General features: G+C 74.2%; 9 protein-coding genes and 1 riboswitch. Of the genes, 5 read left to right on the top strand and 4 right to left on the bottom strand.

Features of this window, described 5'->3' with window-relative positions; translation table 11 throughout:
- Window positions 1-28: 28 nt before the first annotated feature.
- The gene (locus tag N865_RS23845) at window positions 29-595 is read right to left on the bottom strand and encodes a dsRBD fold-containing protein (RefSeq protein ID WP_034807516.1); all 567 of its coding nucleotides are present in this window, start codon (window positions 593-595) and stop codon (window positions 29-31) included.
- 206 nt (window positions 596-801) lie between these two features.
- Between N865_RS23845 and N865_RS14820 the strand changes: the two genes are divergently transcribed.
- Window positions 802-2,571 carry a GAF domain-containing sensor histidine kinase gene (locus tag N865_RS14820; protein WP_051510647.1) on the top strand — a complete coding sequence of 590 codons (1,770 nt, stop codon included), beginning with the start codon at window positions 802-804 and terminating at the stop codon, window positions 2,569-2,571.
- Window positions 2,568-3,239 (top strand): response regulator, encoded by a 672-nt coding sequence (locus N865_RS14815; protein WP_051510644.1) that lies wholly within the window; start codon window positions 2,568-2,570, stop codon window positions 3,237-3,239. The genes N865_RS14820 and N865_RS14815 overlap by 4 nt, the downstream gene beginning before the upstream one ends.
- A gap of 72 nt (window positions 3,240-3,311) precedes the next feature.
- Here the strand turns inward: N865_RS14815 and N865_RS14810 are convergent, their stop codons facing one another.
- Together N865_RS14810 and ppdK are read right to left on the bottom strand one after the other, a co-directional pair.
- Window positions 3,312-4,706, bottom strand: a complete 1,395-nt coding sequence (locus N865_RS14810) for an MBL fold metallo-hydrolase RNA specificity domain-containing protein (RefSeq protein WP_051510643.1) — start codon at window positions 4,704-4,706, stop codon at window positions 3,312-3,314.
- A gap of 79 nt (window positions 4,707-4,785) precedes the next feature.
- A complete protein-coding gene (gene ppdK / locus N865_RS14805; RefSeq protein WP_281173503.1) occupies window positions 4,786-7,614 on the bottom strand; it encodes a pyruvate, phosphate dikinase in 2,829 nt (942 codons plus the stop codon).
- A gap of 183 nt (window positions 7,615-7,797) precedes the next feature.
- Here ppdK and N865_RS14800 point away from each other — a divergent pair, with 183 nt between their 5' ends.
- Window positions 7,798-10,467, top strand: a complete 2,670-nt coding sequence (locus N865_RS14800) for a cation-translocating P-type ATPase (RefSeq protein ID WP_051510640.1) — start codon at window positions 7,798-7,800, stop codon at window positions 10,465-10,467.
- On the opposite strand, the gene N865_RS14795 is transcribed toward N865_RS14800, so the two are convergent.
- Complete coding sequence (locus N865_RS14795) at window positions 10,457-10,819, bottom strand: DUF4235 domain-containing protein (RefSeq protein WP_245603781.1); 363 nt, start codon at window positions 10,817-10,819, stop codon at window positions 10,457-10,459. The genes N865_RS14800 and N865_RS14795 overlap by 11 nt on opposite strands.
- Window positions 10,820-10,919: 100 nt before the next feature.
- Window positions 10,920-11,027, top strand: a riboswitch (TPP riboswitch).
- Between the two features lie 82 nt (window positions 11,028-11,109).
- Between N865_RS14795 and N865_RS14790 the strand changes: the two genes are divergently transcribed.
- Window positions 11,110-11,784, top strand: coding sequence for an ECF transporter S component (locus N865_RS14790; protein ID WP_084328263.1), 675 nt, complete (start codon window positions 11,110-11,112; stop codon window positions 11,782-11,784).
- Window positions 11,777-12,994, top strand: a 1,218-nt coding sequence (locus N865_RS14785) for an ATP-binding cassette domain-containing protein (RefSeq protein ID WP_245603780.1), incomplete at its 3' end; no start/stop codon positions are given. The genes N865_RS14790 and N865_RS14785, both read left to right, overlap by 8 nt.

The raw sequence follows: 12,994 nt of genomic DNA, 5'->3' as shown, positions 1-12,994 counted from the left end.
CCCGGTGTGGTCGCGTGCCCTGCCCGTCTCAGACGGGCCGGACGTGGGCGTCCTCTCCGGTGAGGTCCTCGATGTCCTGCTCGGCCACGTGGAGGAGCTGGTCCGCGAGGTGGCGCAGGGCCCGAGCGACGGCGACCTCGTCGCCGATCTCCGGCACGGCGTTGTCCTCGGCCGACCGGTGGCTCGTGCCCCGTGCGCTCAGGTGCTCCGGCGCGTCGGCGAGCAGGACGACGGTCGCACTCGTGTCGTCGCCCGACTCGAAGATCGTGACGCGGATGTTCCACTCCCGGGTGTGTCCGGGTGCCGTCGCGTGGGTCGTGGCCGGCGGCGGCGTGGCCGGTGTGCCTGCCGTGACCGGGACGCCGGTCGGCACCGGTGCGGCCGCGGGCGGTGCTGGTGCCTCGTGCTCGGCCGTCCCGATCTTGAGGATCGCGCCCGGACCCGGGTAGATGAGGCCGGTGTGGCCGTCAGACCACCGGACGAAGAACGGGGGTCCTCCGTCGGCTCCTCGGACCTCGAGAACCTCGCCGTCCCTCGTCGGCTGGTCGATGTGTTCCGCCGCCAGGATGATGCGGTCTCCGACTTGCGCTCGCATGGTGCGCCTCCATGATGTGTGGTGCGGTGTCCCGGCCGGTTGGCCACCGGGCGTGTGCGGCGATCCCGCGACCCCTTCAGGACACCACCGGCCCCCGTCGCGCGGGAGGGTCCAAGGTCCCGGTGGAGGGCGGGCCGCCGACGTGTGTCTCATCCCGATTCGGTGGAAAGCCCCGATCGGCGGCCATCCCTGCCTACATTGGGGGTATGGAGCCCGGCTCGAGCTCGATCTCACCCGCGGGTTCCGCGGCATGGGTCGACGCGGGCGCGCTCGAGCCGCCGATCGACTTCTCCGCCCTCGACCGCGAAGTGCTCGACCCGACGCGCGCCGACGTCCGGGCCCTCTTCGAGGCGGTCGTGCCGTTCAGCGCCGACCTCGACGTCTCGGAGGTCCTCATCCGGATCGTCCGGGCCGCCTGCGGGCTCGTCGGAGCCCGCTACGGCGCGCTCGGGGTGCTCGGGCCCGACGGACAGCTGTCGGCCTTCTACACCCACGGCGTCCCCAAGGAGGTGCGCGAGCGCATCGGGCCGCTGCCGAGCGGGCAGGGGATCCTCGGCCTGCTCATCCGCGACCCGAAGCCCAGCCGCCTGCACGACCTCACCGCGCACCCCGAGTCGCGGGGATTCCCGCCGAACCACCCGGTCATGCGGACCTTCCTCGGGACGCCGGTCCTGATCCGCAACAAGGTCTTCGGCAACCTCTACCTCACCGAGAAGCTCGACGGCAACGACTTCACCGAGGAGGACGAGGCGCTCGTCGTGGCTCTGTCGGCCGCAGCCGGCGTCGCCATCGACAATGCCCGCCTCTACGACCGGAGCCGGGCCCGGCAGCGCTGGTCCGAGGCGACGAGCCGGCTCGTGCAGTCGCTCCTCGAGTCCGAGGGGTGGGACTCCTCCCTCGACCTCATGGCCCTGCGCGTCCGGGAGAGCAGCGGTGCGCGGGTCGTCGGCGTGGCCCTGCTCGACGCGGCGAACCGGCTCGAGGTCCGCACGGTGAGCCGCGCGGGCGAACGGGGGCAGCCGCACGACCCGGTCGGGGCCCTGCTCGAAGGCAGCCGGTGGCGTGACATCCTCACGTCTGCCCAGCCGGTGCTCCACGTGCCCGGCGGGAGGACCGACCCGCGGGCACTGCCCGCCGTGGAGGCCCGGGTGCTGCTCGGCCTCGATGAGCACTCTCCCGTCGCCATCGTGCCGCTCGGCGTGGGATCCCACGCCGTCGGGCTGCTGATCTGCGGGTGGCAGCCGGGTGAGGGCCTGACTGCACAGGACGCCCTGCCGGCACAGGCCTCGTTCGCGCTCCAGGCAGGGGTCGCCCTGACCGCCGCGCGCGCTCACGAGGACCGTGCGCGCGTCGCCCTCCTCGAGGAGCGCGACCGGATCGCGCGCGACATGCACGACAACGTCGTCCAGCGGCTCTTCGCGACCGGGCTCTCGCTCCAGTCTGCGGCGCCTCTCGCCCAGCACCCGGTGGTCCGCAGCCGCCTCAACCAGGCCGTGACCGACCTCGACAGCGCGATCCGGGAGATCCGCCACGCGATCTTCGAGCTGCACGACGTCGACCCCGGTCCGGGCCTGCTCGCGACGCTCGACACCGTGGCGCGGTCCTACGCCCCGAGCCTCGGCTTCACGCCCGAGGTCGTCGTGGAGGGCACGCTCAAACCGGCGTCGGGCCCGGCGGCCGATGCCCTCCGGGCCGACGCGGTCGCGGTCGTGCGTGAGGCCTTCGCCAACGTCGCCCGACATGCCAGGGCCTCGCGAGCGAGCGCGATCGTCTCGCTCGGCACCGGGGTCGACATCGTCGTCACCGATGACGGCATCGGAATGCCGCCCGACGCGGCCCGGAGCGGACTGCTCAACCTGAGGACGCGCGCGCGCGACCGCGGCGGGACGCTCGAGCTCTCCCGCGCCGAGGGGGGCGGGACGGTGCTGCACTGGCACGTGCCCCGCATCGAGGCCCCAGGGCCGGACCCTCGATGACCATCAGGGTGTTCCTGCTCGACGACCACGAGATCGTCCGGCGCGGGCTGCGCGAGCTCATCGAGACGACCGACGACATGGTCGTCGTCGGCGAGTCCGGCTCCGCGCTCGAGGCGACGCGCCGCATCCCGGCCCTTCGACCCGACGTCGCCGTCCTCGACGCCCGGCTCCCCGACGGCTCCGGGATCGACGTGTGCCGTGACGTCCGCTCGGTCGACCCCTCGATCCGCGGGCTCATCCTCACCTCCTACGACGACGAGCGCGCGCTCGTCGCGTCCGTCCTCGCAGGAGCCTCGGGCTACCTGCTCAAGGACCTGACCGGCGAGGGGATCGTCGCGGCCGTGCGCCGGGTCGCGGCCGGCGACGACCTCAGCGACCACCCGCACGCACGCGCCCTCCGAGCCCAGTGGTCCTCGCCGGACGACGCCGACCCGCGCCTGCGCTCCCTCTCGCCGACCGAGCGGCGCATCCTCGACCTCGTGGCGGACGGCATGACCAACCGGGCCATCGGCGAGCAGCTCGGCCTGGCCGAGAAGACGGTGAAGAACTACGTCTCGTCCGTCCTCGCCAAGATGGGGATGGAGCGGCGCACCCAGGCCGCCGTGTATGCCGCGACCCACCGCCCGGACCCGCCACCGGCGTGGCCCGAGGCCTCGCCCGAGCCCTGAAACGGCCCTCACCCAACGCACGCGGGCCGGCCCGCCCGAGCCGGCCCGGCGGCATACGACGTCGACGCGCTGTCAGTCGAGCAGGACCCGCTCGCCCAGGCGGGGGACGACGACGGGGTAGTCGGCCTCGGCCCGCAGCCGGGCCGCGAGCGCCTCGGCCGCGTCGGGCTCCCCGTGGACGACGTAGACGCTCTCCGGGGGTTCGGGGAGCTCGTCCAGCCAGGCGACGAGCTCGTCGGCGTCGGCATGGACGGAGAACGAGTCGTCGCTGACGATCTCCGCCCGGACGCGGACGTAGCGACCCGAGATCTTGATCTCGCGCTCGCCGTCCTGCAGCGCCCGCCCGCGCGTCCCCGCTGCCTGGTAGCCGGTGAGGACGACGGTGTTGCGGGCCTGGGGGAGGAGGTGCTTGAGGTGGTGCACGACGCGGCCGCCCGTCGCCATCCCCGAGGCCGACACGATGATCGAGGGACGCCCGGGGTTGTTGAGCCGCATCGACTCCTCCGCCGTGTGCGCCGTGCGCAGGTCGCCGATCCGGGTGATCCGCTCGATGGCCCCGACCTGGATCTCCTGCTCGTGGACGGGGTCGCGGTAGACGTCGAGGGTCGCGAGGGCCATCGGGCTGTCGACGTACACGGGCACGTCGGGGATCTCGCCCCGCTCCTGCAGGTCGGCGAGGGCGAGCAGGACGATCTCCGTCCGGTCCACGGCGAACGCCGGGATGACGACGGACCCGCCCCGCTTGATCGTCCGGCGGATCGCGTCGGCCATGAGGGAGTGGTCGCCCGGCTCGTCGGGGTGCTGGCGGTCACCGTAGGTCGACTCGATGACGACCGTCCGGGCGGCGGGCGGCCGGTCCCGGCTGAGCAGGAGCGGGTGGCGCGAGCGGCCGAGGTCGCCGGAGATGAGGGCGCTCGCCTCGCCGATGCGCACGAGCGTGCTCGCCGAGCCGAGGATGTGGCCCGCGCGGGCGAAGCGCACCGACGCCTCCCCGACGGCGATCTCCTCGCCGTAGGCGCAGGCCCTGAACAGGGCGATGGCGCGCTCGGCGTCCTCAGCCGTGTAGAGCGGCAGCGGCGGGTCGTGGCGCGACCACCCGCCGCTCCGGGCGCTGACCGCCTCCTCCTCCTGGAGGTGGGCGCTGTCGCGCAGGACGATGGCGGCGAGCTGGGCGGTGCCCGAGGTGGCGAAGACCGGTCCGGTGAAGCCCCCGCGGACGAGCGCGGGCAGATAGCCGCAGTGGTCGAGGTGGGCGTGGGAGAGCGCGACCGCGTCGATCGTGCCTGGCTCGAGGGGCGGCGGCTCCCAGTTGAGCCGCCGCCACCGTCGCTCGCCCTGGTAGAGGCCCGCGTCGACGAGGAGCCGGGCCCCACCGCCGTCCACGAGGAACTTGCTGCCCGTCACCGTTCCCGTGCCGCCGAGGAAGGTGAGGACGGGCGCCCGTCCCGAGGTCGTCAGCTGCGCCATGACTGCCTCCTCTGGTTCGTCCGCGTTGGAGGGCTCGGGACCGCTCCTGTCGCTGCGCTCCGGCCGTATGCCGCTGGGCTCAGCGGGTGTCCGAGGTCGCCCCCGTGCCGGCGAGGAGGACGGCCTGGCGCCCGGCCTCGAGCCGGACGACCGGGACCCGTGGCGGCGAGCACGACAGGTAGTCGACGCCGACGCGGGCGAAGAACTCGACGGAGTCGGGGTCGCCGGCGTGCTCGCCGCAGACCCCGATCCCGAGACCCGGCCTGGCCGCGCGGCCGGCCTCGGTCGCCATCCGGACGAGCGCCCCGACCCCGGTCTCGTCGATCGTCTCGAAGGGGTTGGTCTTGAGGATGCCCGCCTCGCGGTAGGGCGCGAGGAAGTTGGCCTCGGCGTCGTCGCGCGAGATGCCCCAGGTCGTCTGGGTGAGGTCGTTCGTGCCGAAGGAGAAGAAGTCGGCGTGGGCGGCCAGGTCGGCGGCGGTGAGCGCGGCACGAGGAAGCTCGATCATGACGCCGACCGGTATCGCGAGGGCGATGCCCTGCTCCTCCGCGACCTCATCGACGATCCGTTCGATGCGCGCGCGGGCGGCGACGAGCTCGGCGACGTCGGCGACGAGCGGCACCATCAGCTCGGGCAGGACGGACTTGCCGCGGGCGCGCAGGCGCGCCGTGGCGAGCGCGAGGGCACGGACCTGGGTGTCGACGATCTGCGGCAGCACCGTGAGGAGACGGACGCCCCGCAGGCCGAGCATCGGGTTCGTCTCGTGCCACCGCTGGACGGCGGCCAGCCGGCGCTGCGTCTCGGGATCGGGCTCTCCCCGCTCGACCTCGAGGGCGGCGCGGACCGACACATCGACGAGGTCGGGGAGGAACTCGTGCAGGGGCGGGTCGAGCAGGCGCACGACGACGGGCAGGCCGTCCATGACCTCGAGCAGCTCGCTCAGCTCACGCAGGGCGAGGGCCTCGATCTCCGCGAGGGCGCCGGCCCGGTCGTCGTCGAGGACGAGCCTCTCGACGAGCTCGCGGCGCGGGCCGAGGAGCATGTGCTCGGTCCGGCAGAGGCCGATGCCCTGGGCGCCGTACCTTCGTGCCGTGCGGGCCTCCTCGGGGATCTCGGCGTTGGCATGGACCTCGATCGTGCGGCGGGTGTCGGCGTGGGCGAGCAGGCGCAGGACGGCGCTGACCGCCGGGTCGGTGCTCCACGTGGAGCCGTCGAGGATCGCCGTGGCGACCGCGCTCGGCTCGATCTCGCGCCGGCCCTCGAAGATCTCGCCGGAGCTCCCGTCGACCGAGATCACGGTGCCCTCGGGCAGGGTGATGTCCGGCCCGAAGGAGGCGGTGCGCGCGACGGGGTCGACGAAGAGACCCTCGACGCCGGTGACGCAGGTGCGGCCCAGGCCGCGGGCCACGACCGCGGCGTGCGAGGTCAGTCCGCCCCGGGAGGTGATGACGGCGTTGGCGGCGACCATCCCGCCGAAGTCGTCGGGGCTCGTCTCCGGCCGGGCGAGGACGACGGTGCGCCCCATCGCGGCCCACTCCATCGCCGTGGCCGCGTCGAAGACGAGCTGGCCCACGGCCGCGCCGGGGCTCGCACCGAGACCGTGGGCGAGCCGTGGCACGCTCTCGTCGACGGTGAACGTCGGGTGGAGCAGGGTCTGCAGCTGCGCGCCGTGCACCCGGGTCAGGGCCTCGTCGAGGTCGATGACACCCTCGTCGACGAGGGCCGCCGCGATCCGGAAGGCTGCCTCGGGGCTGCGCTTGCCGAGCCGGGTCTGGAGGATCCAGAGCCGCCCCCGCTCGACGGTGAACTCCACGTCGCAGAGGTCGCGGTAGTGCGTCTCCAGGGTGCGCAGGTGGCCGCGCAGCTCCTCGAGCAGCGCTGGCTCGCGCCGCCCGAGCTCGGCGAGGTCCATCGGGCTGCGGACCCCGCTCACGACGTCCTCGCCCTGAGCGACGGGAAGGTAGTCGCCGAAGGCGCCGGTCGCCCCGGTCACCGGGTCCCGCGTGAAGCAGACCCCGCTGCCCGAGCGGTCGTCACGGTTGCCGAAGACCATCTGGACGATGTTGACGGCGGTCCCGAGGTCGTCGGCGATGCCCTCGTGCCGGCGGTAGAGGCGGGCCCGCTCGCCGTTCCACGAGGCGAAGACGGCCCGGACGGCCTCGCGGAGCTGGACCCGGGGATCCTGCGGGACGTCGGTGTCGGTGTGCTCCCGGATCGTCTGCCGGAAGGAGGACGTGAGGCGCTTGAGGGCGTAGGCGTCGAGCTCGGCATCGGTCGCGACCCCGAGCGAGGCCCGCATCGCCGTGAGCTGCTCGTCGAAGAGGGAGCCGTCGATGCCGAGGACCGTGCGCCCGTACATCTGGGCGAGCCGGCGGTAGCTGTCCCACGCGAAGTGCGCCTCGCCGTGGACCGTGAGCGCGCTCGCGACCTCGTCGGTCATCCCGACGTTGAGGACGGTCTCCATCATCCCGGGCATGGAGAAGCGGGCGCCGGACCGCACCGACACGAGGAGGGGCCGGGCGGGGTCCCCGAACCGCAGCCCCGACCGCTCCTCGAGAGCGGACAGGGCCCGGTCCACCTGGTCCCAGAGGCCGACGGGGTCCCCGCCCTCGGTGAGGAAGGCACGGCACGCCTCGGTCGTGATGATGAATCCGGCCGGCACCGGAAGCCCGAGCCTGGTCATCTCGGCGAGCCCCGCGCCCTTCCCGCCGAGCAGGTCGGCCATGGACCGGTCGCCCTCGTGCAGCTCGAGGACGAGTGGCGCGGCCCCCGAGCCGTCGCCGCTCGCCGTACCGGGCGTAGCGCCGGTCCCGGGCATCGTGCCGGGCATCGTCCCGGGCATCGGCCCGGTCGCAGTCCCCGACGGAGTGCTCGGCGTGGTCGGCGTGGTGGTCGGGGTGCTGGTCATGACTCCTCCGGTTGTTCTGGCGCGCCGCCGGCACGGCTGTGCCGACGTGGCTCGCCTGTCTGAATGGTCGGGTGCGGGCGGCCCGGTCGCGTAGGGCCGAAGGTCCCGCCCCCGGCCGCGGCGCCGCGCGTAGCGTGGCCAGAGGGGAGGCCCGCCCGACCCCACCGGCCGAGGAGGTGACCGATGGAGCCCGACGCACCCGTGAACCGCCCGGAGGAACGCGTCGTCGGGCTGACGGATGCGCAGGTGAGCGACCGGCTGGCCCGCGACGGCCCCAACGTCCTGCCCGCATCCCGGCCACCGTCGCCGCTCGTCCAGCTCCTCCGCCAGATGGTCCACTTCTTCGCGGTGATCCTGTGGATCGCGGCGGGCCTGGCCTACGTCGCGGGGATGCCGCAGCTCGCGGTGGCGATCGCCGTCGTCGTCGTGCTCAACGGGGTCTTCGCGTTCGCGCAGGAGTACCGCGCCGAGCGCGCCGGGGCCCGGCTCGCGGACCTCCTGCCACCCCGGGCCCGGGTCGTGCGCGACGGCCAGGTGCACGAGGTGGGTGGGGACGAGCTCGTCGTCGACGACACGGTCCTGCTCGAGGCCGGCGACCGGGTGAGCGCGGACCTCCGGCTGGACCGCGCGGTCGCCGTCGCGGTCGACGAGTCGATGCTGACGGGCGAGAGCGTCACGACCCGGCCCGAGAGCGGTGGGGTCATCCGGGCCGGGACGTTCGTCGTCGAGGGCGTCGGCAGGGGGACCGTCATCGCCACCGGGGGCCGCACGCGGCTCGCCGAGATCGCCGCGCTCACCCGGGCCGCCCGCAGGCCGCCGAGCCCGCTCTCGCGGCAGCTCCATCACATCGTCACCGTCGTCGCGGTGCTGGCCGTGGGTACGGGCGTGGTCGCGTTCGGGGTCTCGCTCCTGCTCGGGGTCTCGCCCGCGTTCGGGTTCCTCTTCGCCGTGGGGGTGACCGTCGCGCTCGTCCCGGAGGGGCTGCTGCCGACCGTGACGCTGTCGCTGGCGCGGTCGGCCCAGCGGATGGCCTCGCGCCACGCGCTCGTGCGCCGGCTCGAGTCGGTCGAGACGCTCGGCTCGACGACGTTCATCTGCACGGACAAGACCGGGACGCTGACGCGCAACGAGATGAACGTCGTCGAGGTCTGGACACCGGTCGGCACGGCCCGGATCACCGGCGAGGGCTACGCGCCGGCCGCCGAGTGCGCCGGCGACCGCGAGACGATCGAGGCCGTGCGCCTCGCCGCCGCCTCGGCCGTCGAGTGCGTCCACGGACGCGCGGTCGAGCGCGACGGGGGCTGGCGGGCGCGCGGAGACCCGATGGAGGCGGCGATCCACGTCCTCGCGGTCCGCGTCGGCGCGGGTTCGTCGGCGGACGTGCGGATCGACCGCGCCTACCCCTTCGACCCGGCGCTCCGACGATCGGCGGCCTCGGCCGGCGGCTGGCTCCACGTGCTCGGGGCGCCGGACTCGGTCCTCCGCGCCTGCGACGGCACCGGCGAGGCCGAGGCGCAGCTGGAGCGGCTCAGCGCGACGGGCCTGCGGGTCCTCGCCGTCGCCCGGCGCCGCCTCCTCGCCAGCGAGCAGGCCGAGGCCCTCGGCTCCGACGACAGGGCGACCCGCCAGGACCTCCTCGAGCACGGCCTCGAGCTACTGGGCCTCGTCGCGCTCGAGGACCCGCCGCGGGCCGGTGTCGCCGACTCCGTGGCGACCTGCCGGCGCGCGGGGATCAGCGTCATGATGATCACCGGCGACCACCCGGGCACGGCGGCCGCCATCGCCCGTGAGGTCGGGCTGCTCACACCCGGCGCGGTCGTGGTGACCGGCGCCGACCTTCCGCCCGACGAGGACGCCCTCGGTGAGCTCGTCGACGTCGACGGGACCGTCGTCGCGCGGGCCACCCCCGAGGACAAGCTGCGGATCGCAGGCGCCCTCCAGGCTCGCGGCCACGTCGTCGCGATGACCGGGGACGGGGTCAACGACGGTCCGGCGCTGCGCAAGGCCGACATCGGTGTCGCGATGGGGGCCTCCGGGACGGACGTCGCCCGCGAGGCGGCCGACGTGGTCCTCCTCGACGACCGGTTCGAGACGATCGTCGCCGCGATCGAGCTGGGCCGGGCCACCTGGTCCAACGTGCGCCGCTTCCTCACCTACCACCTGACGGACAACGTCGCCGAGCTCACGCCCTTCCTCGCCTGGTCCCTCTCCGCGGGCAAGATCCCGCTCGCCCTCTCGGTGCTCCAGATCCTCGCCCTCGACATCGGCACCGACCTGCTGCCGGCCCTCGCCCTCGGCGCCGAGCCGGCCAGCCCGCGGGTCATGTCCGAGCCCCTTCGCACCGGGCCACTGCTCGACGGCCGGGTCGTGCGCCGCGCCTTCCTCGTGCTCGGCCCCGCCGAGTCGGTCATCGAGATGGCGGCCTTCCTCGGGGTCCTCGTCCACGGCGGCTGGGCCTTCGGTCAGGTCCCGGGCGCGCCGCTCCTTGCTCTCGCCTCGGGCGCCGCCTTCAGCGCGGTCGTCCTGGGACAGCTCGCGAATGCGTTCGCCTGCCGCAGCGCGTCCCGCCCGGTGGGCGCCTGGTCCCTCCGGGGCAACCGCCTGCTCCTCGGCGCCGTGGCGACCGAGGTCGCCTTCCTCCTCGTCATCCTCGTCTGGCCGGCCCTCGCCGACCTCCTCGGGGGCTCGATGCCCTCACCGCTCGGCTGGGCCCTCGCCCTCGGTGCCATCCCGGCCGTCCTTGCCGTCGACGCTCTGCACAAGGCCGTCCGGGCGCGCACGAGCGGGCGCGCACGTGGGCCAGCGACGCCGGCCGAGCGGCATACGGACGTGCCGACGGCACTCAGGAGCTGAGGTGCTTCACGGCTCGCGAGGCCTTGGCCCGGGCGCGCCTCAGCTTGCGGTAGGAGTGCACGTCGGTGAGCGTGATGTCGCCCCGTGCGATCCCTCGCGGCAGGTGGCCCGTCGACTGGCGGTAGTACTCCGCGGCCTTGCGCTCGGCCGCGACGCGGGCGCCGACGACGAGCATCGACGAGAGCGCGGCATAGGCGACGACGTCGCGGGTCCGCTCACGCTCGAAGTCGCCCTTGACGGGGACGGGTCGGCCCGTCATGACCTTCCAGCCCTTCGACGCGGCCATCGTGGCGAGCTTGGTCGCGGCCAGGGTCGAACCGATGCTCAACAGCCTCCAGGTCGCGTTTCCCACGTGTCCTCCGCCCTTCCGTCCAGCGATCGGCCGACCCCCTGACTCTGTCACGCCCGACGGGGTAAAGTCACCACGTCACAACTGAACACGCCTTACCCAATCATCACGACAGGGGAGCGCCCTAGCGCTGAGAGTGTGGCCCGCGAGGCCGCAGACCCTCGAACCTGCTCCGGTTAGCACCGGCGAAGGAAGTCGGTAATTCTCAGGTCACCCATCGGCACGCGTCATCGCGTCTGCCGCCGGGTGACCTCCCCGAGGTATCCACCCATCGGAGACCCGGGAGTCACACCATGTCCAACACCACGTCACACGGCACGTCCAGCGACCTGTCCGCGCGCACCCGCGCGCCGAGGCGCACCATCACCGCGACCCCGCCGCTCCTGCGCTGGCGGACGATCGACCTGCTCACCTGCGCCTTCCTCGGCGTCGCCTTCGGCGTCGCGTACTGGGCCTGGGGCCTGGTCTATGCGGCGCCCTCGAACGCCGTCTCGGCAGTGTTCCCGCCGCTCGGGGCCCTGCTCAACTGGCCCTGGCTCGTCGCCGGCATCGTCGGCATGCTCATCATCCGGCGGCCCGGGGCGGCCGTCTTCACCGAGGTCCTCGCCGCGGTCGTCTCGGCCCTCATCGGCACCCAGTGGGGCTGGACGACGCTCGTCTCGGGCCTGGTGCAGGGCCTCGGCGTCGAGCTCGGCTTCGCCCTCTTCGGGTATGCCGTGTACCGCTGGGCGCCGCTGCTCATCGGCGGCTTCCTCGGCGGGGCGTTCGAGGCGGTCTACGAGTGGTACTCGTACTGGACCGACTGGGGCTGGGGCTACAAGATCGCCTACCTCTTCCTCCTCGGCGGCTCGGTGGCGGTCTTCGGCTCGCTCCTCGCCCTCGGACTGACGTCGGCGCTCGCCCAGGCCGGGGCCCTCGGGGCCTTCCCCCCGGGCCAGGAGGCCCGCGAGCGGCAGGCCGTTGCCTGACCGGCCCCGGGTCGAGGTGGTTCCCCAGGCGGGTTCGCCTGGGGGGCACCTCCCCCCGCGCCCGGCCCGAGGGGCCCGGATCGAGGTCGAGGGCCTCACGTGGCGCCCCTACGGCAGGGTCCGGCCCGTCCTCGACGGTCTCGACCTGACCATCGGCCCGGGCGAGCGCGTCCTCCTCGCCGGGCCGAGCGGGTCCGGCAAGTCGACCCTGCTCCGCGCCCTCGCCGGGCTGCTCCTCACCGCCGACTCGGGCGAGCTCTCCGGCTCGGTCCGGGTCGACGGTGCGGACCCCCAGCACTCGCCGGGCTCGGTCGGCCTCGTCCTGCAGGACCCGGGAGCGGGAGTCGTCGCCTCGACGGTCGGCCGGGACGTCGCGTTCGGCCTCGAGAACGTCGCCGTCCCGCGCTCGCAGATGCCCGAGCGGGTCGTCGCGGCCCTCGACGAGGTCGGCCTCGCGATCCCGCCCACCAGTGCACCCTCGACCCTGAGCGGCGGCGAGTCGCAGCGGCTCGCCCTCGCCGGCGCCCTCGTCATGGAGCCCGGCGTGCTGCTCCTCGACGAGCCGACCGCGATGCTCGACGCCGACACCGCGGCCACCGTGCGGGGCGTGGTCGACGCGGTGGCTCGCCGTCGCGACCTCACCCTCGTCGTCGTCGAGCACCGGCTCGACGGGTGGCTCGACCTCGTCGACCGGCTCGTCGTCCTCGACGCGGCCGGGGGTGTCGTCGCAGACGGTGCGCCCGCCGAGATCCTCGCGACGCACGGGGAATCCCTTGCCGCCCAAGGCATCTGGGTGCCCGGCGCCCCGGACCCGACCCCGCTGGACCTCGACCTGCCGCCCGCCCCCGGCGGCACCGCGTCCCTCGTGCCCGTGGGGGTCAGGGCGGTCTCGGCGCGCGGCGTCAGCGTCCGGCACCGCAGCCGTCGGCTCGGGAGCGAGTCCCGGACGACGACCGCCGTGACCGGAGCCGACCTCGACCTCTGCGCAGGCGAGACGGTCGCCCTCGTCGGTCCGAGCGGCGCGGGCAAGTCGTCGCTCATGACCGCGGTCGGCGGGCTCGTCGCGCCGGCTGAGGGATCCGTCGAGCTGGCCCCCGCCCTCACGCCCACGGACGCCGGCGCACCCGCCGCGTGGCCCTCCCGCGACCTCGCCCGGGCCGTCGCCTGGGTGCCGCAGCGAGCCGCGACGACGATCGCCGGGCGCACCGTG

This window comes from Intrasporangium oryzae NRRL B-24470, from assembly GCF_000576595.1.
GTDB lineage: Bacteria > Actinomycetota > Actinomycetes > Actinomycetales > Dermatophilaceae > Intrasporangium_C > Intrasporangium_C oryzae.
This window is presented reverse-complemented; position numbering and strand designations above follow the sequence as displayed.

Coding starts and splice junctions, on each gene's coding strand:
- N865_RS23845 (WP_034807516.1), bottom strand. CDS start 595: ATGCGAGCGCAAGTCGGAGACCGCATCATCCTGGCGGCGGAACACATC.
- N865_RS14820 (WP_051510647.1), top strand. CDS start 802: ATGGAGCCCGGCTCGAGCTCGATCTCACCCGCGGGTTCCGCGGCATGG.
- N865_RS14815 (WP_051510644.1), top strand. CDS start 2,568: ATGACCATCAGGGTGTTCCTGCTCGACGACCACGAGATCGTCCGGCGC.
- N865_RS14810 (WP_051510643.1), bottom strand. CDS start 4,706: ATGGCGCAGCTGACGACCTCGGGACGGGCGCCCGTCCTCACCTTCCTC.
- ppdK (WP_281173503.1), bottom strand. CDS start 7,614: ATGACCAGCACCCCGACCACCACGCCGACCACGCCGAGCACTCCGTCG.
- N865_RS14800 (WP_051510640.1), top strand. CDS start 7,798: ATGGAGCCCGACGCACCCGTGAACCGCCCGGAGGAACGCGTCGTCGGG.
- N865_RS14790 (WP_084328263.1), top strand. CDS start 11,110: ATGTCCAACACCACGTCACACGGCACGTCCAGCGACCTGTCCGCGCGC.